Origin of the sequence: Deinococcus peraridilitoris DSM 19664 (assembly GCF_000317835.1) — a bacterium.
In the GTDB taxonomy this organism is placed as follows: domain Bacteria; phylum Deinococcota; class Deinococci; order Deinococcales; family Deinococcaceae; genus Deinococcus_A; species Deinococcus_A peraridilitoris.
This window is the reverse complement of record NC_019793.1, coordinates 2,505,001-2,527,102: the sequence shown is the minus strand read 5'-3', so window position 1 is coordinate 2,527,102 and position 22,102 is coordinate 2,505,001. Positions and strand designations below refer to the sequence as shown.

Annotated in this window: 24 protein-coding genes and 1 pseudogene; 14 read left to right on the top strand and 11 right to left on the bottom strand. The window is 63.0% G+C overall.

Annotated elements, in window-relative coordinates:
- Nucleotides 1-20: 20 nt before the first annotated feature.
- The 4 genes and pseudogenes from tnpC to DEIPE_RS12295 all read right to left on the bottom strand — a co-directional run bounded on the left by tnpC (nucleotide 21) and on the right by DEIPE_RS12295 (nucleotide 3,755).
- Nucleotides 21-1,393: pseudogene (gene tnpC / locus DEIPE_RS23170) on the bottom strand (IS66 family transposase).
- A gap of 619 nt (nucleotides 1,394-2,012) precedes the next feature.
- Entirely contained in the window at nucleotides 2,013-2,360 is a 348-nt protein-coding gene (locus DEIPE_RS12305) for a hypothetical protein (protein ID WP_015236289.1), read from the bottom strand.
- Between the two features lie 155 nt (nucleotides 2,361-2,515).
- On the bottom strand, nucleotides 2,516-2,983 hold the full coding sequence (locus DEIPE_RS12300) for an NUDIX domain-containing protein (protein WP_015236288.1): 468 nt from the start codon (nucleotides 2,981-2,983) through the stop codon (nucleotides 2,516-2,518).
- 40 nt (nucleotides 2,984-3,023) lie between these two features.
- On the bottom strand, nucleotides 3,024-3,755 hold the full coding sequence (locus DEIPE_RS12295) for a hypothetical protein (RefSeq protein WP_015236287.1): 732 nt from the start codon (nucleotides 3,753-3,755) through the stop codon (nucleotides 3,024-3,026).
- Between the two features lie 179 nt (nucleotides 3,756-3,934).
- On the opposite strand from DEIPE_RS12295, the gene DEIPE_RS12290 reads away from it, so the two are divergent.
- The 9 genes from DEIPE_RS12290 (at nucleotide 3,935) to DEIPE_RS12250 (ending at nucleotide 12,780) form a co-directional block, all read left to right on the top strand.
- Nucleotides 3,935-4,975 (top strand): hypothetical protein, encoded by a 1,041-nt coding sequence (locus tag DEIPE_RS12290; protein ID WP_015236286.1) that lies wholly within the window; start codon nucleotides 3,935-3,937, stop codon nucleotides 4,973-4,975.
- A gap of 103 nt (nucleotides 4,976-5,078) precedes the next feature.
- Nucleotides 5,079-5,597, top strand: coding sequence for a copper chaperone PCu(A)C (locus tag DEIPE_RS12285; protein ID WP_015236285.1), 519 nt, complete (start codon nucleotides 5,079-5,081; stop codon nucleotides 5,595-5,597).
- On the top strand, nucleotides 5,594-6,271 hold the full coding sequence (locus tag DEIPE_RS12280; protein ID WP_015236284.1) for an SCO family protein: 678 nt from the start codon (nucleotides 5,594-5,596) through the stop codon (nucleotides 6,269-6,271). Before DEIPE_RS12285 ends, DEIPE_RS12280 begins: the two co-directional genes overlap by 4 nt.
- A gap of 4 nt (nucleotides 6,272-6,275) precedes the next feature.
- Nucleotides 6,276-7,106: a cytochrome c oxidase assembly protein gene (locus tag DEIPE_RS12275; RefSeq protein ID WP_015236283.1), complete on the top strand. Its 831-nt coding sequence runs from the start codon at nucleotides 6,276-6,278 to the stop codon at nucleotides 7,104-7,106.
- A gap of 470 nt (nucleotides 7,107-7,576) precedes the next feature.
- Nucleotides 7,577-9,208 carry a galactose oxidase-like domain-containing protein gene (locus DEIPE_RS12270; protein WP_052326698.1) on the top strand — a complete coding sequence of 544 codons (1,632 nt, stop codon included), beginning with the start codon at nucleotides 7,577-7,579 and terminating at the stop codon, nucleotides 9,206-9,208.
- Between the two features lie 249 nt (nucleotides 9,209-9,457).
- Nucleotides 9,458-10,381, top strand: a complete 924-nt coding sequence (gene mntC / locus DEIPE_RS12265) for a manganese ABC transporter substrate-binding protein MntC (protein WP_015236281.1) — start codon at nucleotides 9,458-9,460, stop codon at nucleotides 10,379-10,381.
- Between the two features lie 262 nt (nucleotides 10,382-10,643).
- Nucleotides 10,644-11,372 (top strand): manganese ABC transporter ATP-binding protein MntA, encoded by a 729-nt coding sequence (gene mntA / locus DEIPE_RS12260; protein ID WP_041231485.1) that lies wholly within the window; start codon nucleotides 10,644-10,646, stop codon nucleotides 11,370-11,372.
- Complete coding sequence (gene mntB / locus DEIPE_RS12255; protein ID WP_015236279.1) at nucleotides 11,369-12,181, top strand: manganese ABC transporter permease MntB; 813 nt, start codon at nucleotides 11,369-11,371, stop codon at nucleotides 12,179-12,181. Before mntA ends, mntB begins: the two co-directional genes overlap by 4 nt.
- 59 nt (nucleotides 12,182-12,240) lie before the next feature.
- Complete coding sequence (locus DEIPE_RS12250) at nucleotides 12,241-12,780, top strand: ankyrin repeat domain-containing protein (RefSeq protein ID WP_015236278.1); 540 nt, start codon at nucleotides 12,241-12,243, stop codon at nucleotides 12,778-12,780.
- Between the two features lie 3 nt (nucleotides 12,781-12,783).
- On the opposite strand, the gene DEIPE_RS12245 is transcribed toward DEIPE_RS12250, so the two are convergent.
- Together DEIPE_RS12245 and DEIPE_RS24040 are read right to left on the bottom strand one after the other, a co-directional pair.
- Entirely contained in the window at nucleotides 12,784-13,344 is a 561-nt protein-coding gene (locus DEIPE_RS12245; RefSeq protein WP_015236277.1) for a GNAT family N-acetyltransferase, read from the bottom strand.
- 4 nt (nucleotides 13,345-13,348) lie between these two features.
- Nucleotides 13,349-13,519 (bottom strand): hypothetical protein, encoded by a 171-nt coding sequence (locus tag DEIPE_RS24040; RefSeq protein WP_157448854.1) that lies wholly within the window; start codon nucleotides 13,517-13,519, stop codon nucleotides 13,349-13,351.
- Between the two features lie 436 nt (nucleotides 13,520-13,955).
- Here DEIPE_RS24040 and DEIPE_RS12235 point away from each other — a divergent pair, with 436 nt between their 5' ends.
- Both DEIPE_RS12235 and DEIPE_RS12230 read left to right on the top strand, forming a co-directional pair.
- A complete protein-coding gene (locus DEIPE_RS12235; protein ID WP_015236276.1) occupies nucleotides 13,956-14,621 on the top strand; it encodes a phosphatase PAP2 family protein in 666 nt (221 codons plus the stop codon).
- Nucleotides 14,622-14,638: 17 nt separating this feature from the next.
- Nucleotides 14,639-14,827, top strand: a complete 189-nt coding sequence (locus DEIPE_RS12230; protein ID WP_157448853.1) for a hypothetical protein — start codon at nucleotides 14,639-14,641, stop codon at nucleotides 14,825-14,827.
- Nucleotides 14,828-14,838: 11 nt separating this feature from the next.
- Here the strand turns inward: DEIPE_RS12230 and DEIPE_RS12225 are convergent, their stop codons facing one another.
- Entirely contained in the window at nucleotides 14,839-15,195 is a 357-nt protein-coding gene (locus DEIPE_RS12225; protein WP_015236274.1) for a 2Fe-2S iron-sulfur cluster-binding protein, read from the bottom strand.
- Nucleotides 15,196-15,431: 236 nt separating this feature from the next.
- Here DEIPE_RS12225 and DEIPE_RS12220 point away from each other — a divergent pair, with 236 nt between their 5' ends.
- Entirely contained in the window at nucleotides 15,432-16,487 is a 1,056-nt protein-coding gene (locus tag DEIPE_RS12220) for a DNA topoisomerase IB (protein WP_015236273.1), read from the top strand.
- A 91-nt stretch (nucleotides 16,488-16,578) separates the two neighbouring features.
- Nucleotides 16,579-16,821, top strand: coding sequence for a hypothetical protein (locus DEIPE_RS24035; protein ID WP_015236272.1), 243 nt, complete (start codon nucleotides 16,579-16,581; stop codon nucleotides 16,819-16,821).
- Between the two features lie 21 nt (nucleotides 16,822-16,842).
- Here the strand turns inward: DEIPE_RS24035 and DEIPE_RS12215 are convergent, their stop codons facing one another.
- Nucleotides 16,843-17,532: a S24 family peptidase gene (locus DEIPE_RS12215; protein WP_015236271.1), complete on the bottom strand. Its 690-nt coding sequence runs from the start codon at nucleotides 17,530-17,532 to the stop codon at nucleotides 16,843-16,845.
- 104 nt (nucleotides 17,533-17,636) lie between these two features.
- On the opposite strand from DEIPE_RS12215, the gene DEIPE_RS22330 reads away from it, so the two are divergent.
- Complete coding sequence (locus DEIPE_RS22330) at nucleotides 17,637-17,966, top strand: hypothetical protein (protein ID WP_015236270.1); 330 nt, start codon at nucleotides 17,637-17,639, stop codon at nucleotides 17,964-17,966.
- Between the two features lie 36 nt (nucleotides 17,967-18,002).
- Here DEIPE_RS22330 and DEIPE_RS12205 read toward each other — a convergent pair whose 3' ends face one another.
- The 3 genes from DEIPE_RS12205 to DEIPE_RS22325 all read right to left on the bottom strand — a co-directional run bounded on the left by DEIPE_RS12205 (nucleotide 18,003) and on the right by DEIPE_RS22325 (nucleotide 21,825).
- Nucleotides 18,003-20,030: an HD domain-containing phosphohydrolase gene (locus DEIPE_RS12205; protein WP_052326697.1), complete on the bottom strand. Its 2,028-nt coding sequence runs from the start codon at nucleotides 20,028-20,030 to the stop codon at nucleotides 18,003-18,005.
- A gap of 297 nt (nucleotides 20,031-20,327) precedes the next feature.
- Complete coding sequence (gene rpmB / locus DEIPE_RS12200; RefSeq protein WP_015236268.1) at nucleotides 20,328-20,561, bottom strand: 50S ribosomal protein L28; 234 nt, start codon at nucleotides 20,559-20,561, stop codon at nucleotides 20,328-20,330.
- Nucleotides 20,562-21,624: 1,063 nt separating this feature from the next.
- A complete protein-coding gene (locus DEIPE_RS22325; RefSeq protein WP_157448852.1) occupies nucleotides 21,625-21,825 on the bottom strand; it encodes a hypothetical protein in 201 nt (66 codons plus the stop codon).
- Nucleotides 21,826-22,102: the final 277 nt, after the last annotated feature.

The window sequence follows — 22,102 nt, the reverse complement described above, 5'->3', positions numbered from 1 at the left end:
AGATCACTCCAGGTAATGCTTCAGCACGAGAGGTTGGGCAGGAGGATATCACCACGAAAGACGCTGATGAGTCCCTGCCAAATATTCAGTCCCTGCTTCTGAAGCGTCGAGGAGTAACTTCTAAGGCGGCAGAAGTTCACCCCACCTTCCATCGAACGAAAGCCACCCGAAACCTTCCGCTTCACGCACACCATCCGTATATCGCGCTCCGCTTGATTGTTATCAAACGGCACCTGCTCGTAATGAAGGAAACGCAGAATCGCCTCCCGATGCCGCTGACACCTCAAGGCCAGGTTCCGTCCGAGGGTCTGCTTTACTCTTCCGCGCTGTCCAGGTACCGGTTCCACTGCTGGGTTGGTGTCTAATCCGGCCTGCACCAACTTATCGAACTGCCTCAGGAACGCGGCTTTTCCCTCTGCAGTCAGCGTGCCAGCTTTGTACTCGTGATAGACGAACTGCATAGCGCTGCGCAGCTCCCCGGCCCAAAACTGTCCATGCTGTTCCTCCAGATGCCGCCATTCCCTCAGCAGGTGTGCATTGCACAAGGCATGCTCAGCGGGAAGCTGGAAATACGTGCTCCAGGCGTCGTGAACGAGTGTCCCCTTGAAGTGAGGAAGCACGTCCATGGCTTTCAGAGCAGCGTACCCGCGCTGTGCGTGATGACCATACAGCGTGAGTTGCTTGCTGCTCACCACGTGCATCCACGCCAGCTTCCCCTTGACCTTGCAGCCGGTCTCGTCCGCGTGAAGATCGGACTCCTTCAGGAGTGCGGCTTTGAGCTCCGTCTCAAAAGGCACCAGACGCTGAGCCGCCAACTTAAGGTTCAACGAAATGGTGCCGTCACTCAGGCGTGCTCCGCAGATCGCTTCCAGGATGTTCGAGGTCCGCTTCAGGGGGACGAACTGCACGGCATTAGGTAGACCGCCAAGCCATGCACGCGGGGACCGTACTGCACCTGACCTGGGACATGCGCGGGAAAGGGAGCTTGCTCCCGGTGCTGACACGACGGGCAGACCTTGACCTGGGCACGATATTCCAGCGCATGCAGACGGATCTTCGGGAGGTCCAGAACCTGGCGGGCCAGTTCATCACTCACTGCTATCCCCTCCCAGGACTGACCGCAACCGCAATAGCCGGTAATCGGAAGCGTCACCACCTCATCCGGGTGCTCCACCATCTTCAGTGTCTTGCCCTTGTGGCCGGCCTGAGCACCTGGTGTCCGGCCTGTTTTCTGACGCTCACTCTTTGGTGCCCAGGGTTTGTCCTGGCTGGGTGGCTGGTGGGAGGTGCTGCTGTTGAGTCCGAGGCGCGCCTTGATTTCTCGAAGTTCAGCCAGCACTTCGGCCAGCTGAGCTTCCAGCTTTTTGCAGTTCGGGCAGGTGTCGTCGGAGATGCCCTACTCTACAGCCTTGCCGAAGCCCAGACCCCCCGCTGAGTAGTTACCTTGCGGGGTAGGTTGGTCATTATTTTGCGCGAGAGACCCTGTGGGCATCGTTAAAGCCAACGCTGCCAAGCCAGTTCACAACTATTTGTTATTAGCCATGAATCCCTCAACCGAAGCAGTTCGTAATGAAGACAATCCAGAAACTGAAGGACCAGCACCCTTCACCTTGGGTAGTGATAGCTCACTTGCTTGGGTCACGAAACCGATAAGTGCGGTCGTAGAAAAAATAGTGGAAACACGGCGTCGAATAGCGTTTTTCATCAATCGTCACCTGTTTTTGTTGTGCATTACCATTAATAGCAGACGAGTTACTGCCAGACTGCCGCAAATCTTCGCCAGTACTTCTAAACGGCCCCCTCGCCCGCGGCGGCGAGACCTATAGAAAGGCCAGAATACCATGCTAGACCGCATTTTCTAAGCTGAAACAAGTCAGTTCAACCACATCTTTTATAAGAACGTCGGCAAACACGTCGTGCGCGGCGGCCCAGGCTCGAACGTGTACCTCACCGCAAGGCCCGAGCGGGCCATTTCTTTCTCAGTGTTTCATGCTGGTGGCACAATCAAGCACCTACTCGTCCCGTCCAGTGTTGGTGATCTGCTGAAACTCCCGGACCAACTCGGCCAGGCGCACCATCGCCTCAGGACTGACCGTCCGAATATTCACGGTCGCTGCGCCCGCGAGAAACTCCCGCACTTCGATGTACGCCAGGCGCGCCGGCGTGGCCTCGACCAGTTCTTCCGTGTTGGCCTTGTTGCCCGTATCGATCCGCTCGCCTGTCGTGGCGCTGTATTCGAAGCCACCGTCGACGCGCACCACATCCCCATGTCGGCCTTCCACCCGGGTTGTTTTCCATGGGCGGTGATTGCGCATGATCACGGCCTGCATTCCAACTGCGAATTCATTGTTGTTCGGCATGTTTGTCACTCACCTTTCCAAAGGTCGCAGTCTATCCTCCGCTCCGTCCCTGGACTGGTCAACTCCCGCGCCGCCTTGGTTCACCGTGCCACGCGTCATGCGTGAAAGAAAGTGGGTGAGTGGCAAGACGCTCGGGGAACGCAAGTCCGTATGACTCAGCGAACAAACGGCCGGGGTGCGCCTGACAGCGCGTCCGCAACCGGACGGCGGTCGTTGGGCCGCACCTCGGGCAGATCCTCACGCGAGAAAAAGCGCAGTTCGAGCGTCTCGTCGTCAGGTTCTCCCACCTGGCGCAGCAGGCGGCCCTCGAAGATCACGTTCACGAACTCGGCCTGGTCGCCGTTGGGATAGGTCCAGCGCATCTCGGCCGGATCGCTGTACACCCCGAGCAGTCCGGTCACCTCGACTTCCCAGCCGGACTCCTCGAGCACCTCACGCCGAGCCGCTTCCAGGGCCGATTCGCCGGGGCTGAGCCAGCCGCCCAGCAGCCCCCAGGTGCCGTCGTCACTGCGGCGGGTCAGCAGCACGCGCCCCTGGTCGTCCCGCACCACGACCCCGGCCCCCGGCGCCTTGATGACTTCATGACCGATTTTCGAGCGCAGCCAGCGCAGGTAAGCATCCATTCGCTGGTTCTAGCGTATTTCGCTGGTTCTGGCGTACTGCTCAGGCCAGCAGCAGCAGGGCGCTGTACAGCAGACCGCCCAGCAGAAACGGCCAGAAGCGGCTTTCCCGCTCGCTGGGCAGCTCCTCCTTGAAGACGTTGATCAGAATGCCTCCGGACAGGAACGACAGCAGCACCGCGACGGTGGTTTCGGGCAGCTCCACGCGCACGCCCACCAGCCAGCCCAGCACAATTGCCGCAGAGACCAGCCAGCGGCCCACCCGGTCGTACTGATGCTTGTGGTCCTCACGCAGACCGTAGTCGTTCACCACAAAATGCAGCGCCAACGCGACGGCGAAGGTCAGCAGGCTGCGCGGGCTGTCCTGCTCGCGGTGCAGCAGCAGGTAACCGATCAGGGCGTTGTACACCGCGAAAGACAGAATGTGCGGCCAGAACGCCTCAGGATGGGTATGGTCCCCTGCTCCCTGCTGCCTTTGGCGTTGCCGTGAGGCGCGCGCCAGGCGGTCGAGACCGTAGAACACCACCAGCCCCACGAGCGCCACCAGATAAGCGTGGTGCTCCAGATAGGCCAGGGACGGCCCGGCGCGTTCCTGCAGCACCTCCTGGCTTTCGCTCAGTTCGGGCAGCAGCTGCATGAACACGTATCCGACCGAGATGCCCCCCGCCAGCGACAGCCAGTGGCTACGCGGCGTACCTGAAAGGAAGCGCAGCCGTCCTGCAAACAGGTGCGTGCTGACCAGCAGGACCAGCGAAATCAGGGAAACGAGCCACATGGACACACTCACCTCGCATTACACGGCGTACCCAACAGCACGTCTTGCCCCGAGGGTACGGGTCGGGCGCCGTTGCCACTCCGTTCCTCAAGCATGGCTCAAGGCTTCAGTGTCCGCAGAAGGTACCCGTCAAGACGTTCGCCCTTGCTCCCGCTCCGAACGCCGGAACACGCTAAGGCATGCTTCGTTTGCTGCCCTGCCTGCTCGCACTGCTCGGAACGGCGAGCGCGCACGAGAAATGGTTCATCGACGCGGCCCCCTACCCGAACCGCTTCGAGCTGATTTTTCGGCCCCTGCCGCTCACCCTGATCGCTGCGGTTCTGCTGGGCGCGCTGGGGGCGGCGTGGTGGCAGCGTCGACGTGACGGGCGCGGCTTCCTGCCCACCTTCGCCACTTTCGGCGCGACAGGTGAACGGCTGGCGCTGCTCTACGCCTTCATTCCGGCCATTCTGGCCGCGCACCTGGCCGTACCGCTGCTGGTGAGTGGCGTGGAGGGCCGCCTGTTCTCGCCCAACAACCAGCTGCTGGGCGGCTGGGCGTATCCGGTGGGGCTGCTGGAAGTCGGTATCGCGCTGGCCCTCTTCTACGGAGGCTTCACCCGCATCGCCGCGCTGGCGCTCGGGCTGCTGTGGTTCGCGGGTCTGGCGCTCGCAGGCGTGAGTGACATGCTCGACAATCTGCACTACCTGGGGTTCGCGGTGTTTTTCTACCTTGCCGGACGCGGGCCCTTCTCGGTCGGGCGGCTGGTCCTGCCAAACACCGAACCACCTGCCCGCCTCGCGCGCTTCGCGGTGCCTGCCCTGCGCATCGGGGTGGCCCTCAGCCTGATCGCGGTGGCCTTCAGCGAGAAGTTCGCCAATCTGCCGCTCGCGGGAGCCTTTTTGCAGGAGTACCCCCTGAACGTTCCCGGCAATTTCGGCCTGCCGCTGCCCGACGAGACCTTTGTACTGCTGGCGGGAAGCGTGGAGCTGCTCGTCGGGGTGTTCCTGCTGTTCAATCTTTTTCCGCGCGAAATCATCGTGCTGGCGTGGCTGCCCTTCAACCTGACGCTGACGGTGTTTCGTTGGGAGGAACTGGTCGGGCACCTGCCCTTTTACGGGGTGATGGCCCTGCTGCTCGCCTGGGATCACGCAAAGCGCAGGCAGAACGAGCAGCAGAACCTGTGGCAGCGCGGTCTGCACGAGCTGGTCATGCCGTCGCGTACGGAGCGCGAGAACTGACCGGCTCTCCGCGGCGTGCCCGCACCGGCGACCATGCGGGAATCTTGAGCGAGGCTGTCGGGTACAGGGCGTTTGTCTTGCGTGGCCGCGCTAGCCTGAAGCCATGTGGTCCTGGCGCCTTCTGACTGTCCTGGCAGCCCTGCTGGTGCTGGCCGGTGGCGTGTGGTGGCTGCGAAGCGCACCGCACACCCGCCAGGCTCCGGTGGAAACCGCGCTTCTGCACGTCAGCCAAGGCGGTATTTCGGTCCTGAACGGGTTTGTGCTGGCCGTCCCGCCGGGTTCGAACGTCTCAAGCGCCTACTTCACGCTGCGCAATGATACCGAAGCACCGCTGGGCCTCATCCGGGCCAGTTCTCCGCTGGCCGGGCAGATCACGCTGATGCAGACTGCCACGGTCGCCGCCTCAGACCACGCGCATGCCCACGGTATGCAGGGCATGCAGCCGCTCGATTCGCTGAAGGTGTCACCCGGCCAGGAGGTCACGCTCACGCCGGGCCGCACCCACCTGATGCTGGAAGACCTGACCCGTGTGCCCCGTGAAGGCGAGCGTGTGACACTGATCCTGTCGTTTCAGGGACGTCCGGATCTGCCCGTGGAGTTGCCCGTGCGGAGGTTTGAGTGAAGACGGAAGCCCTGGACGCGTCCGGCCTGGACTGGCTGGGTGGTCTGACCCGCGCCCTGCTGGCCGTAGCGGCCCTGTTGGGAGGCGTGTGGCTGTACGCCCGCATCAAGAGTCCTTTTGCGTACTTCGGCACGACCTACGACAGCCGACCGCTGGCAGCCGGCTTCAGCGCCACCGACCAATCGGGACAGCCTTTCGAGTTCGCCAGTACCCGCGGGGAAGTGGTGGCGCTGTTTTTCGGCTTCACGCGCTGCCCGGACATCTGTCCGCTGACCCTGAACTACCTGCGCAAAGCCAAGGAACAGCTGCCCGCCGACGTACAGGATGACCTGCGTATCGTGTTCGTGAGCCTCGATCCAGAGCGCGACACCGTGGCGCAGCTTCAGGCCTACACGAATTTCTTCGGTGGTGGCCTGACGGGCCTGCGTCTTCCCGAACCCCAGCTGGCAGCCGTTGCCAAATCGTACGGTGTGGGGTATGCCAAGGCGCCCATCCAGCCGAAAGGTGCCTCGGCCAGCTCGGGAACGGGAACCTCGGGAAATTACGCCATCAACCACACGACCGCCACGTACCTCATCGACCGTGAGGGAAAAATGCGCCTGGTATGGGACTACACGCAGTTGCCGCAACTCGACCGGGTCGTGCGCGATCTGCGGCAGGTTCTGAAGGAGTGAACGCGTGGATCTGAATCCTTCGCCGGCGGCCCTGTTGTTCTCGTGGCGCTTGGATCCCCTGGTATGGGGCGTGACCGTGGCACTCGTGGGAGTGTACTTCTGGCACTTCGTGCGCGTGCGCCGAAGTGCCGAGGCACGCGCACACTGGCCCGGGTGGCGGGCGCTGCTGTTCGGTCTGGGCGCGCTGGTGGCCCTGCTGGGGCTGCAAACGAACGCTTCGTCGTACACGCTGAATTCGATGGCGCTGTACATGGGTCGCCTGATGCTGCTGGCCGAGCTGGCTCCACCACTGCTGATGCTGGGCCTGCCTTCCGGACTGCTGGCCCTGCACCGAAGTGGACCGGCGCGCCGTCTGCTGTCGTTCGTGCTCGATCCCTTTGTGGTCTTTGCCTTATGGACGACCATTATCGTATTCTGGAATCTGCCCATTGGCTTTAATGCCTCGCTGGTAAGCGCCACTGCGTCGACGCTGCTGCCCGTGCTCTACCTGCTGGGCGGCACGTTGCTGTGGGCGGTCGCACTGAACACCGTGCCGCAGCTGAACCGTCTGTCGGTGCTCGGTCGGGGAGCTTTTGGTTTTCTGAGCGCCCTGCCGATGATGGGCGTGGCGGCCGTCTGGCTGTACAGTCCCGCCGTGCTGTACAGCCCTTATGTGAACGTGCCGTGTCTGTGGAATCTGACGCCGCTGCAAAATCAGCAGATCAGTGGTCTGGTGATGCTGATGGCGGGCATGCCCGCCCTGGCGTTGGCACTCATGCAGGTGCTGGGCGGCCTGCTGAAGCTCTCCGAGGCCCAGGGCGAACTGGCGGCCTCCGAAAGCGGGTCGGCCGACTGACGGTCACAGGCTGGCAGGGCTGTGAACAGCAGCCGGCACAGCCTCGTCGACAGGTGATCCCTGCGGAAAGTGCCGACCACACATGAAGGTCAAATCAAGTGATTGTGCCGACGTCACGATTTGACAAAAATCGCGTTGCGCACGTCTCCTGAACAAAGCTTTGGAAATGAACGACAACGCAGTCTATGAGAACCAATCCGGCAAAAACTTCACCCATCGTGTGAGTTCACGTCAGATTTGGCCGGCATTCTTTTCACAGAGCATCGGCAGGTGTTGTGCGGTGCCTTCGCTGGTGTGTGATCCGGGCCTCTTCAGAGGTTCGTCTTTGAATATCAACGTTGGGTTTCGGAGGTTTCATGTATCGCTCTATTGGAATAACATTGTTGGGTGCGGCCCTGTTGGTCGGCTGTGGTAGCACGGGGCCTGGTTCTTCGACGGGTCCGACGCCTGGGCCTGGGCCAGGGGCCAGCGTGGTGCCGGCGCAGGATTACGAGGCCGCCAAAAGTGCCTTCGGACCCCCAAGCGCGGACGCCAGCAGCAAAGGCCAGTGGTCGACGCTGATCGGCAACTGGCCGGTGCTGGCCATTCACACCACGCTGCTGCCGGACGGCACGGTGATGTCGTTCGGAGGCAACTACTACCCGGACTGGGCCAACTACGCCGGGAAAAGTGGCGTGCCATACAACAACCAGATCGATTTATGGAACCCCGCGAACAACACCCACACCCCCATGAACTTTCAGGGCAGCGCCATCTTCTGCGGCGGGCACACCCTGCTGGCCGACGGTCGGCTGCTGATTGCCGGGGGCGACGATCTGTCCAAGCTGTTCCGTCACCGTTCGGCCGAAGCGGGCATCAAGGACACCAACATCTACGACTACCGCACCAAAAAGTGGACCAAAGTCGCGTCGATGTCCGAGTTCCGCTGGTATCCCACCACCACCACCCTGCCCAACGGAGACGTACTGGCAGTGGCCGGTAACTCTACCGTGCCTCAGGGCCAGAAGCTCGGCGCCGGCACCTTCGCCGAAACCCCGGAAGTCTACAATCCAACCAGCAACACCTGGCGCCGCCTCGACGGCGCCAAAGCCCAGACTGACTTCTACCCCTGGCTGTTCGTTGCCTCGAACGGTCAGGTCTTCAATGCCGGACCGGACAAGGACGAGGTCGGCTGGATCGGCACCGGGGGCGCGGGCAGCTGGACGCCCGCTCCACCGCCCAACAAGGTGCGGCGTGATTACGGCACGGCCGTGATGTACGACACCGACAAGGTGCTGGTGCTGGGTGGTGGTGGCAGCGACGAGCGCGACAACTCACCAACCTCGGCCAACCGGATTTCCCCGACCAACCACGCCATCGGAATCGACCTGTCGGGTGGTACGGCCCAATACACCACCTTCGCCCCGATGCAGTACAAGCGGCGCTTTCACAATGCCACCCTGCTGCCCGACGGCAGCGTGCTGGTCACGGGCGGCACCCAGGCGTACGGCTTCAACAACGCCAAGTATCCGCCCGACGATCCCGAAAACGCCGCCAAAGCCGGGCAGGACGCTACCGTCAAGATTCCCGAACTGTGGAATCCGGTCAGCAAGTCGTGGACTTCGCTCGCACCGATGACAGTCGAACGTCTGTATCACTCGACGGCCATCCTGCTGCCCGATGCGACGGTGCTGGTCTCCGGGGGTGGAGCCTGCACGGACGGTGATCCCGAGTACTCCGGTTGCCCCGATGAAAAACAGCAGAACGCCGGGTACGACAAGTACCGCAACGCCCAGGTGTACCGTCCGCCGTACCTGTTCAAGGGAGAGCGGCCCAGCATTCAGGGTGTCTCGAAGGCCGTGATCGACTACGGGGACACCTTCGAGGTCACGACGACCGACGCGGCCCAGATCGGCAAGGCCACCTTGATCCGTCTGGGTTCGGTGACGCACTCCTTTGACATGAACCAGCGCATCAGCACCCTCGACATTGTCGGCCGCTCCGGGGGAACGCTGACCCTGCGCGCTCCGGGCAGTCCGAATCTCGCTCCTCCGGGTCAATACATGCTCTTTATCCTCAAAAACGGTGTTCCCTCCGTTTCCCGCATCGTTACCCTCAAATAGAATCCGGAATCAAACGGCCGCTCCTCCGGGAGCGGCTTTGCTGTGTCGGCCGGGAACGCAGGCTCCCAGCACAGTCTCACAGGGCAGTCTCCCAGTGCAGTACGGCCACCGGGAGCCGCCACACTGTTTGGCCCCGTTCTTTGTTGCGCCCGGTCCGCCATGGCGCTGGTGATGAGACGAGCTCTTTGTAAATTGTTGATAAGCGATTATTATTTATCAGGATACCGAAAGGTGTCTGCCTGGAGACTTATGAAACAGATGTCCCTGCTTACCACGCTGCTTGTTACGGGAAGCGCCCTTGCCCAGACGCCGCAGACTGCTCCTCCGCTCAAGGTGGTGGGCAGCTTCTCGATGGTATCGGACATGGTACGGACGGTGGGTGGCACGCGCGTGCAGGTCACCAACCTTGTTCCCGTCAACGGTGATACTCACTCCTACCAGCCTTCCACTGGCGACATCCGCGCCGTCGCGGGAGCCAGGTTGATCTTCCAGAACGGTGCCGGTCTTGAAAACTGGTTTGACCGCCTGCGGCAAAGTGCGGCTCCCAGCGCCCGCGTCGTCACGCTCACCCAGGGTCTGAAACTGCGCGCAGCCGAAGAGCACGCGGGTGAAGACGAGGAACATGCAGAAGCCGGGCACGGGGAATTCGATCCTCACGCCTGGTGGGACGCCGACCACGCCGTGTCGTATGTCGGGCGTATCCGTGACGCCCTCACCCAGGCCGATCCGGCCGGCAGGACAACCTACGCCAACAACGCCAGAACCTACATCGCGCAAATCCAGGCCCTCGACGCCTACGCCAGAAAACGGGTGGCCGAATTGCCGAAAGCACAACGCAAGCTGGTCACCAACCACGACGCGCTGGGATACTTCGCGCACCGCTACGGATTCACGGTGGTCGGGGAAGTCTTTCCAGGGCGCGGCACCGAACAGGCGCCCTCCGCGCAGGACACGGCCCGGCTGATTCGCGCCATCAAAGCGCAGGGGGTCAAGGCCATTTTCACGGAGAACACCGTCAATGCCCGCCTCGCGCAGAGTGTCAGCCGCGAAACCGGCGCGCGCATCGCTCCACCCCTGTACACCGACGCGCTGGGCCAGCCGGGCAGCGCGGGCGACACCTTCCTCAAGGCGTTCCGGTACAACGTGGATACCATCGTGAACGCCCTGAAGTGAAGCGGTCTGCCCTGGTTCAGGAGCGGTATGATAGAGCGCTGCCCGCGCCCGCCCGCGTGGTTTTCGCGGCGCCGACCTTCCTCATGCCAAAGACTGCACTTTCCTGCCCTTTTCTGCTGCCTTCGGCAAATTCCCTGGGAATTGCCCAGCGCAGCGTCAAGCTCCCAGAGCGCCTCACCCTGGTGCGTCTTACGGGCCGACAATGATCCAGGCAGGTCCGGCGAGCATTTTTGCCGTGCCAAACGCGGCCGCGGCGGAAGTGCTGTTCGAAACCGAGAATCTGAGCGTGCGTTACGGCGCGCAGAACGCCCTGGAGCACGCCAGTGTGAACGTGCGAAGCGGTGAGTTCGTGGCGTTGATCGGTCCCAACGGGGCCGGCAAGAGCACGCTGCTCAAGGCGTTGCTGGGACTCATACCCACTTCCGGTGGATCGGTGCGGTTCGCGCCCGCCCTCGCTCCACGCCCGAAGGACGCCATCGCTTACGTGCCACAGCAACAGACCCTCGACTGGTCCTTTCCCGTCACCGTATGGGAAGTCGCCATGATGGGCCGCACCGGACGGCTGGGCTGGCTGCGCTGGCCGGGAAGAACGGACCGTGAAATCGTGCGTCGCGCCCTGGAGCAGACCGGGGTGCTCGATCTGCGTCAGCGACCCATCGCGGATTTATCAGGTGGGCAAAAACAACGGGTGCTGCTCGCGCGCATGTTGGTCCGTCAGGCGTTGCTGCTGCTGCTGGACGAACCACTCACCGGCGTAGACGCAGCCACGCAGGAGCGGGTGATGGCGCTCCTGCAAGCTCAGGCGCGGGCAGGCAAGGGTGTGCTGATGGTCACCCACGACCTGGAAAGCGCGGCACGCTGGTGCGACCGGCTGATTCTGGTCAACCGCTCGGTGATCGCCCAGGGTACTCCGGCAGAGGTCTACACCCCGCACAACGTCGAAGCCACCTTTTCGAGCTCGCACCTTGGACCTGGACACGAGGGCGCATGAACTGGCTACTTGAGCCTCTGCAATACGAGTTCTTTGTACGCGCGCTCCTGAGCGTCACGGTGGTGTCGGTGCTGTGCGCGGTGATCGGCGTGTACGTGGTGCTGCGTGGCCTCAGCTACATCGGGGACGCGATGAGTCACGCGGTGTTTCCAGGTATCGTGGCGGCTTTTCTGCTGAAACTGAATTTGCTGGGAGGTGCAGTGCTGGCGGCACTCGTAACCTCGCTGGGCATCGGGTTCGTGACGCAGCGCAGCGGCCTCAAGCAGGACAGCGCCATCGGCATCGTCTTTGTGGGCATGTTCGCGCTGGGCGTGGTGCTGCTGTCCAGTGCCCGCAGTTACGCCGTCGACCTGGCCAATTTTCTGGTCGGCAATCCGCTGGGAGTTTCAGCGCAGGACCTGTGGGCGTCCCTGATCGTCACGGGCCTGATCGGCCTGACGCTGACGGTCTTTCAAAAAGAGCTGCTGCTGATCTCCTTCGACCCGACGGAAGCGCGCGCCATCGGCCTGCCGGTCGGGCGCCTCAACAACCTGCTCTTGATGCTGATCGCGCTGGTGGTGGTGCTGACCATTCAGCTGGTCGGTACCACCCTGTCGGTGAGTTTGCTGATCACGTCAAGCGCCACCGCCCGCCTGCTGACCCGCAATCTGCGCGCCATGATGCTGGTCGCAGCCTTGATCGGCAGCCTGAGCGGCGTGATCGGTCTGTATGCTTCGTACTACCTGAACGTCGCTCCTGGAGCGACCGTAGTGTTGACCAATACCCTGACCTTTCTGCTGGTGCTGATGACCCGTCCACGCCTGACCTGACCGTCTCCGCGGGCAGGCAGTCCACTCCCGGCTGCACTACATTCCAGACAGGAGGTCCCATGCACCACGATGCCAACACCGACACCGCACCAGCCGTGCTCGACGAGGAGACGCTGGCTTACCTGCAGGCTATCTTTGAGCTTGCAAGGAGCGGTGATGCCGCACAGCTCACTTCCCTGCTGGAGCGCGGTCTGCCACCGAATCTGCGCAACCAGAAAGGTGACAGCCTGCTGATGCTGGCCTGCTACCACGGACATCACGCAGCGGCACGCGTCCTGCTGTCACACGGCGCCGACCCGGAGCTGCGCAACGACCAGGGCCAGACACCGCTGCTGGGCGCGGTGTACAAGGGGGACCAACAGATGGTGCAGTTGCTGCTCGATCAGGGTGCTGACGTCGAAAGCACCTCGCCCGACGGCAAGACCGCCCTGATGATGGCCGCCATGTTCAACCGCACCGCCCTGGCCACGCTGCTGCTCGCGCGCGGCGCCAATCTGCACGCGCGCGACGCGAACGGACTGTCGGTCGTGGATGCCGCCCGGCTGATGGGCGCGCAGGACACCGCGGCCCAGCTCGAAGGGCAGTTGCAAGGAGGGTAACTTTCAAGCCGGGTGCCTCAACCATTCGCGGCTGAGCAGGGCGTACAGATCGTCATCCAGCCAGTGTTCGCCGTCAAAGTAACTTTCCAGAAAGCGGCCCTCGTGACGGAATCCCAGACGGCGCAGCAGGCGCGCGGAGCGGTCATTGCGCGGATCGGTGCGGGCGATGATGCGGTGCACCAGCAGCTGCCCGAAGACCAGGTTCAGCAGGGTGCCCACCGCTTCACTGCCGTATCCCCGTCCCCAGACTTCCCGCGCGAGGGTATAACCGATTTCGGCCTGCTCGGCTTCGAAGAGGTGAAGGCCCAGGTCGCCGATCAACGCGCGGCTGGTGCGCTCCTCAATCGCAAACTGAAACCAGCCCGGTTCCCCCGGTTGGCGCGTCTGCATGGCGTCGACGAGCTCGCGCGCCTGCATTTCGCGGTATGGCGCGTCCCAGCTTTGATAGCGCGCCACTTCCTGCTCAGAGCGGTAGCGGACCAGGGCGGGCACGTCAGTACGGGTAAAACGTCGCAGCACCAGACGCCCGCTCTCCAGGCAGTCGAATATCGGGCGGTGCGTCACGTTCCTACGCTACACGACCGTGTGACGGTCGGCGCCCGATGTTGCGCAGGACCAGCACCAGCAGGCTGCTGATCACCCAGTAGATGCCCGCGACTGCCAGGCAGACCGGCGTGGGCTGAAAGGTCCGTGCGATGATCAGGTTGCCTTCTTGCAGCAACTCCACCACCGTGATCACCGATACCAGCGAGGTGTCTTTGACGAGCCCGATGAACGAGTTGCCCAGCGCGGGAGAGCGGCAGTCCGCTCTGCTTCACCAGGTACGCGGCCACAGGCTGTCGTTGAGCGCCGCATCGATGCGCCCGAGGCTGAGGGCTTTGAGGGGATCAGGAGGGCTTTGTAGGTGCGCACCTGAATGCCGCCCAGGCGGCTGGCGATCTGCTCGTAATTGCTGCCGGTACCGACGCCCAGGCGTTTGCCCTGGAGGTCCTCGAGACTTTTGAAGTTGCGCCTCTCGTTTTGGCGCACGATCAGCTGCGGGCTCGACACCATGTACGGGCGTGAGAAATCCAGCGCTTTCGCCGTTCACACGATAGACCACACGCAACTCCCAACATCCTGCCAGCCGGGATTCACGCAGCGATCTTCCGACAAGGTTACCCTCGACGAAGGTCATGAAAGAACATCTCGTTCACCTCGGACAGCTTCTCAAGACGCACTGGCGGGCCCTGTCGATTCTGGCGCTCACGGTGCTGGTGCCGCTTTTCCTGTTTGCCGACATTGCCGAGGACGTCTACGAGCAGGAAACGCTGGCCGTCGACGAGGCGATCATGCGTTTCGTGCACGGCTTCACCTCCGACCCTGCCAATCACGCGGCAGCGGCCTTCTCGATTTTTGGCAGCGCCAAACTGATGCTGCCCATCGCAGTGACACTGTTCGTGGTGTATTTTCGCCGTCGGCGCCGTTTGGGCTGGTTCGTCCTGCTGGCCCTGGGCGGCGTGGCGAGCGTGAACTTCGCGCTCAAGCAGTTCTTCGATCGTCCCCGGCCCGACCTGTGGGTGCCTTTTCTGCCCGAGACCGACTCGTCCTTTCCCAGCGGCCACTCGATGTTCGCCTCCGCGCTCGCCTGCACCCTGATCGTGCTGCTGTGGTCGGCGCGCTTCCGGGTTTTTGCGGTGGTGCTCGGACTGCTGTATACCGTGGGCATGATGCTCTCACGGGTGTACATCGGCGTGCACTACCCGACGGACGTGGCGGCAGGCGCGCTCTTCTCGGTGGCCTGGGTGCTGGGTCTGGCACGCATCCTGCACATTCCGCGGATTCTGCGCAGCAACCCGTGAAGGAGCCCGGGCAGACCGTGACCTGGTTGCGCCGGCGCAACGCCTTGTGGGAACGGCTGCGCGCCGCCGAAACAAGTTCTCCGGAATTCGAGGAGACACTCGATGAGTTGCAGGCACTGATTCACTGGCCGCGCGAACGGATTCTGGCCGGTCTGGGCTTCCCCGGGGAAACACCCGGCCCGACCACGGACCGTTCAGACAGCTGAGCCGTGCCTCTTCAGGCTCCGCTGTCCCAGACAGGCTCGGGCTCGATCTGCCCGGCGGGGGTCTTGCCACTTTCCAGACCCGAACTGGCGACCGTCTGTACCGGCCTGAGGCTCATGTCGTGATCGCACAGCATCTGGCATGACAGTCGGGCCTGACCCAGCAGCCCCTTGGCTTCCAGCACGCTCCGTTCGGCCTGCGTCATGCGCTCTGGCTCACCTTCCATGAACTCTACCCGGCAGGAGGTGCAGCGCGCCTGACCACCACAACGGTGCAGAATGTCCACGCCGACGCGCTCCAGCGCCAGCACCAGACGCTCGGAGGCGCCAACCTCGAATTCTCCGTAACCTTGCACATTCAGTTTGGGCATGCAGTCAGTCTAGCCGCCCCCTCGCGCGGCGTGGGAGGACGCCCGGCTTGAGGGGAGGTTTACCGGGAAGCGGCGCCGTGCATGGTCCACTCTTTACGGTCAAGGCCGCCTCAAGCTGTTCCTCAAGTGCGCCACACGGCCCACCCGTACCTTACGGTGACCATGCCCGGTACTCCACCTGCAAAGCCAGGGCGCCTCGTTCGCCGCGCTGCCTGCGGCAGCCGAAGTCAGGCCATATGACTTCACGCACCGAACTGCTGCAAGACGAGTACCTGCGCCGCGAAGGCAGCAAGGTGGACGAGTTTCGATACTTCTATCCCGACGGCACCGAACTGACCGATCAAGCGGCGCTGGCGCGAATTGCCAGGCTGGCCGTACCACCCGCTTATCAGGAGGTGTTCGTCTCGCCGGATCCGGACGCCGAATTGCAGGCCTTCGGGCGTGACGCGGCCGGACGCCTGCAGTACCGCTATCATCCGGACTTTCTGCAGGCAGGCGCGCTGCGCAAATGGCAACGCCTGGCGCGCTTCGCTTTCGCGCTGCCCCAGCTGCGCCAACTCACCACCGCCGATCTGCGGCGCGCAGAACTGCCTCCGCGCAAGGTGCTGGCCTTGATGACCCGCCTGCTGTACGTGGCGCACTTCCGGGTAGGCTCGGACGCCTACGCGACGCGGCACAAGACCTACGGCCTTTCGACGCTGCACAAGCGTCATGTCAAGGTGGTGGGCAACACCGTCGAGTTTCATTTCAAGGGCAAGCACGGCATCTGGCAGCACAAGGCGCTCACCGATCGCACGCTGGCAGCCAACATCGAGAAGCTGCTGGCTTTGCCCGGCCGCTTTTTGTTTCAGGCCCGCGGCGAGCAAGGGGTGACGCGAGTGCGTTCAGCAGAACTCAACGCCTACATCCGAGAACTGATCGGGCCTTTTACCGCCAAGGACTTCCGCACCTGGGGTGGTACACTGCTGGCCGGTGAATATCTGGCAGAAGCCGGAGTGGCCGCCAGCGAACGTGAAGCCCGCAAAACGGTGGTGGAGTGCGTGAAAGTCGTGGCGGCCGATCTGGGCAACACACCGGCCGTGGTGCGCGCACACTACATCTGCCCGGTCATCTTCGATCGTTATTTCGAAGGTCGGATTCTCGATGACTTCGAGCCTCGCTCCTCACGGGGTGTCAACGCGCTGGAGGGGCTGTCACGCTCCGAGCTCGCCTTACAGCGGATGCTCGACGCCGAGCACCGACCGGACGGCCGCCCACGTCGCGCGGCCAGGACCCCGTCCAAAGCGGCCTGACTGACCCGGCCGCCTTGGGCGTTTCTTGAATCCGGCACCGGATAAACGCTTGCTGAGCGCACTTCTCTTTCTGTTCCCCTAGTCTGGGCTCATGAGAAGTGATCGCGGTTGGGAGCAGGCTGGCCCAGCAGAGCAACAGGCGACCTGGCAGCGCTTACTTCAGGAACGCCTGCGGGCACACCTTCCCTCTTCGAGGCCGGCCGGTCTTTCCCAGCGCCAATGGATGAGTTACGTCGTGCGGGCCTGCGAGCAGGCCGAGCGTGAGGCCACCGACGAATTGCTCTTCACACAGCCGCGAACTTACTCGCTCGAGGAACTGCTGACCGACCCTTGATCGACACGCACGTTTTGCGGGTTACAGCCGCCGGCCCCTGGGCTGATGGTAGTACACCCGCCCGACCAGCGTTACCTGATCCGGGCGAATGGGCGGGAATTCCGGGTTATCGCTGGTGAGCCAGAAATCACCGTCGAAGCGCCGAACGCGCTTGACCAGAATTCCCCCGCCCTGCACGTGCAGCACGTACACCTTGCCCTCGCGCAGTTCCAGGTCGTTCACGTCGACGTAGATCCGGTCGCCGTGCCGCAGGCCGCCGTCGCTGCTGGTCATCGATTCTCCCTGCACTTCCAGCACCACCATGCCGTTTTTGAATTCCTCGCGCGGGACCAGCTCGGTGTCGATGATGCTCGATCCGTCCTCGCTGAGCGGCAGCCCGGCGGCGGCCAGCGCGTGCACGGGAACCCGCACAAACTCAAGCCCGCCGACCACGTCGTCTTCGCCATGCCCGGTCACAACGCTCAGGCCGGTGTGAGAGGCCCATTCCTCGGGGCTGACCCGGTAAATCAGGCGCAGGGCGTTCATCTTCTGTGGAGTGAGGCTGCTCAGCGTCTTGGTGCCCCGTTCCAGTTTCGAGAGATATGACTGCGAAATACGACAGCTCTCGCCGATGGTCGCGCTGTGCGCCTCCACCTGATCCTGGCGCAACCGGAGCCGCACCCGCAGTTCACGCAGCCACACGGCGACCTCATTTGGGTTGGCGCTGCTCATGCAGTGAATCTAGCGCACTTCAGTCAAGCATAATGTGGGTTTTTCGACTTGAATTATGACTCTTGGAATATTATGTTGATGACATAACCTCGAAAGGAGCCTTGATGCCACCCGTTGCCCCTTCCCTTTTCACATTGCTGCTGACCGCCTTCCTGGCGGCGTTCATCACCCAGCTTGCCCGGCAGCTGATGAAGGAAACGCTTCCCCGCATGCGGCGCACGCTGGCCACGGCCTTTTCTGCCGGCATTGCCAGCGTCGCCACGGTGGCCCTCATGCTCGAATGGTTCACGGTCAGCCACGTGGCCCTGCTGGGCATCAGCTGTATCGTCGGATGGTCAGGAGCCGGGGTGCTGACGACCCTGGGTATCGCCCTCGAACATGGCCTGGGCGTCGATGATACCCGCACAAAACCCCGTCACAAGCGTGGGCCCTAACATGGTCCGGGCCACACCCGGCAGTGGGCGCGCAGGTTACCGGGATTCCGGGCGCGCGGCCCCCGGCGGCCGCGCCGCACCCCGGGCCAAAGAAGACTGCTGCGCAGTCTGATCGCGCTCAAGTCCCTCAAAAAATCCGGAAGTGCTGAACACGCCAAGTGCGGCCTCCACCACCTGCGGGTCGAACTGCGCACCTTTTTGTTTCATCAGCTCGTCAAGCGCCGCCTGATGGGTCCAGGCCGGTTTGTAGGTGCGGGCGTGGGTCAGTGCGTCGAACACGTCGGCCACGGCCACGATGCGGCCGGGCAGCGGAATGGCTTCATCGGCCAAGCCGTGCGGATATCCCTGGCCGTCCCAGCGTTCGTGATGGGTCCAGGCGATCACCTCGGCCAGCTGCAACAGGGTCGAGCGGCTGCCCGACAGGAGACGTGCGCCAATGATCGTGTGGGTCTTCATGCGCTCGTATTCTTCAGGAGTGAACTTGCCCGGCTTGAGCAAGATCGCGTCGGGAATGCCGATCTTGCCCACGTCGTGCAGGCGGGCCGCGACACCCAGGAGATCCACCTGCTCGTCGGGCAGGCCCATTGCCCGTGCAATGGACGCCGTGTACTGGCCTACACGCCAGGTATGCTGACCGGTTTCGTCGTCACGGTATTCACCGGCCAGCGCCAGTCGTGTAAAAGCTTCCAGTTGCGAGTGTTCCAGCTCCAGCGTGCGGTCACGCACCTGACCTTCCGCTTCTGCGCGTGCCTGCCGCGCGGCCTCGGTGCGCAGGCGGTAGACCTCGGCATCGTGTCGGGCCCGTTCAAGTTCAAGCGCATCGGTGAGGCGCGAGGCGCGACGTGTGGTGTATCCGTCGAACCGTTGCTGATCAAGCACGTGAAAGTGGCGGTGATGCGCGAGGGCCGCCTGAAAATCGCCCAGAAGAGCGCAGGTGTGGGCGAGCAGCTCGTGGATTTCCAGCGGTGCGGTTTTCCAAGCGGGGTCGCCGACCAGCGCGAGCGCGCGCTGCAGGACGCCGTGCGCGCTGTGCACCTGCTGTAAGGACAAATGTACACGCGCCAGGTCGAGCAGTGCGCTCGCTTCACCAGCAGCGTCGGTCACCCCCCGGGCCACCTCGGCCGCTTCCCGGTGCGCAGCGGCAGCCTCCATCAGATCACCCCGAAGGGCGTGAAGCTTCCCCAGCCCGCCGAGCGCCGCGAACTCCTGGGCGCGCAAAGCGTGCAGCCGCGCAAGCGCAAGACCACGCTGCAGCGACACCTGGGCCTGCTCCGGCGCATTCAGCGCCAACTGCAGCTGTCCCAGTTCCAGCGTGGCCACGGTCTCATGCGATACCATCTCATGCGACCGGTTCTGGCCGCCCTGACTCAGCGTCAGTGCTTCCTGCAGCGCTGCTTGGGAGCGCTGCAGGTCGCCCAGCTTTCGGTACAGACCACCAAGGCGGATCAGCAGTGCCGCCTTCAAGGACGAATCGTCACACGACTCGTCACTTTGCCCTTCACGCACCAACCGTTCAGCCTCAAGCAGATGAGAGAGGGCCGGTGCATCGTCACCCAGGGCATTCAGGGTGTCGCCCAGCTTTCCCAGACACCGCACTTGTGTGGGTACATCACCGCTCGACCGGTACAAGGTCAGGGCGCGCTCCAGCAGGCGCCACGCGTCTTGTGACCGGTCCTGTCGCTGCCGAATGTGGGCCAGCAGCTCGAGCGCCTCGGCCTGCACCTTCGGATCACCATCCTGCTCGGCGAACACCAGTGCCATCTCAGCCGCCTCCACAGCCGTCTCGTACTGTTCGGATGCTGAGCGCCAACCTCCCAGGCTCAGCTGTACCCGAGCTGCGTCCAGCCACCTTCCGACCACCCGGAAAAGTTCGAAGGAAGACTCCATCGCTTCAGTCGCGCGCATTACGGCACCTTGTCGCCACGCGGCCTGACCGGCCACAAACAGTGCCCACGCCGCCTCTCCCAGCAAGTCATGCGTGACCGCCACTTCCCGTGCGGCCAGCGCCAAGCGCTCTGCTTCCCGTGAATCACGGTCGAGTGCCTCAGCTGCCTCAGCCAGCAAGACACGGCATGCTCCGTCGGCATCATGCTTGGCACTACAGTCTCGATCAGAGGGCATGTCCAGGTACCATCCTGATGATACGCCCAATACTTTGCGGACAAAAGGAAAATTTTACCGAGGCAGCTACAATCTTTTCACAGACTCATGATGAATGCCTGCGGAGGGGGCACACAAAATGATCACCACTCAGTCTGAGGGTGCAGCAGGCCGGGAAGGTACCTCGACTGACGAAAGCAGCAAACGGCGAAATGGCAGGGCGATCCGAATCGGATCGCCCTGCCATTTCGCGAGGCCTGTTCAGATGACCTGAATGTTTTCCGGCAGGCGGCGCAACGCCTTGGTCGAGAGCCAAACGCGCTTGACTTCACCGTCGACGATGACGGTCTTCTTTTGCAAGTTGGCCTTCTGACGGTGTTTGGTGACGCCGGTCACCTTGCGCCCCACGCCGCCCTGCGCCTTGGCCTTACCACGACGGATGACGCTGTTGACGACCATCCCACTCTTTCCTGTTACAAAGCACTTCTTCGCCATGATGTTCTCCTCACGTCCCCACGCGTTTGCAGGGTTTATATGCACGGGGTTCATAACCCTTAGGGCAACCAGTCAAGGATTATACCGCATCCGGGGCCAGTTTGGGCAAGCGCTGCTTCCACGCTCTACTGTTGCCTGCCGCGCCGTACCGCTTTTCTCGACGCCTGCACCCGCTTGAACACGAGGTCGCCTGAGTTCCGTCAAGACTGACGGCATCGTTCAGTTAAGCTAAACGGTCTTCTGTGATGTTTGATCGCACCAGTTCCCCCGCCCAAATCATGCTTCGACAGCGCCTTGATGAGCGTCGGTGAGGGCCCTCTTTAAGTGTTGTGAGGGGCCCGATCAGCTTCCTCACTTATCGTGGGCGCATGCACTTTCGGGGAATACATCACAGGCAGGCCCTTCGGCTGGCTTGGTCACTCGGGGCCGCCAGCGGCGCGATTGTGGCGCTGCTTGCACCTCATGCCGCGCTGATTCTTGGCGCAGTCTTGTTACTCCTGACGCCTTACGCGTTTGGCTTCGGGCCGCTCAGCCGCCGTTTATGGACCGGAGCAGCCATCTTTGCGGTGCTGATCGGATTGCCGCTGATGTGGCGATCGGCCAGCGACAGTGCTACTTTCCTTTGGCTCAGCGGCGGCTTCCTGCTGTCAGTCGGGGTATTGTTCAGCACCAACACCTGGCGGCTGACGGGTGCTTCCGTCGCGGGCCGCTGGGGTGCTGGGCTCGTTCCTGTCGGCCTGACGCTGCTGAGTGCCGCTTATCTCGCACCCGCCGGGATACGGATTTTCAGCGCTCCCCAACAGGTCGGCATGGCCACCCTGTTCGAGCCCGATCCCGCCATCCTGCCCGAAGCGCCGCAGGAAGTGCCCGCCATGCCGCCCGCAACCAAGCATGAAGCGGACCTGCCCGTCATCCCCAGTTTGCCGGTCACCAGCACAGCCCCTGCAGCGCGCCCTGGAGCCAAAGCCCCCGAGGTCAGACGGAAGCAGGCAAAGCCCAGCACCCGGCCTGCAACTCCAGCGTCCAGTCCAACCAAGAAGCCGGTCCGGCCAACGGCCACCGCTCAACGGGCGGCCATACCGCCCAAGAGTGCCAGCAAGCCAGCTCCGGTGTACAGCACGCCAGCCAAGGTACCGGCTGTTCCAGCTGTCCGGGCCTCGTCGGCTGCTGTCGTCCGTACGCCCGTCAAGGTGCCCGTCAAGGTTGCCGCCCCGACCAGGTCGGGTCTTTCCAACAGCAAACCGATTCGGTCGGTGACCGTCAAACCATCTCCCACACAGACTCGCATTACAAAACCGGCCTCACCTGTCGCACCGAAAGCGCCCAAATCCGCCTCACCCTCCACCGCAACTCGCCCGATCACCGCTCCAGCTCTTCCTGCGCCCGTACCCACAAGCCCCATCAGGCGAGAATTCCGGAATCCCCGCAGCGTAGCCGCGGTCGGGACACCCGCTCCAAGTACGGCACGTCCACGTCGTGTGACGGTCCGTTCACCGCGGCAGATCGATCTCTCATCCTCACGTGAAAAGCAGGCAACCCTG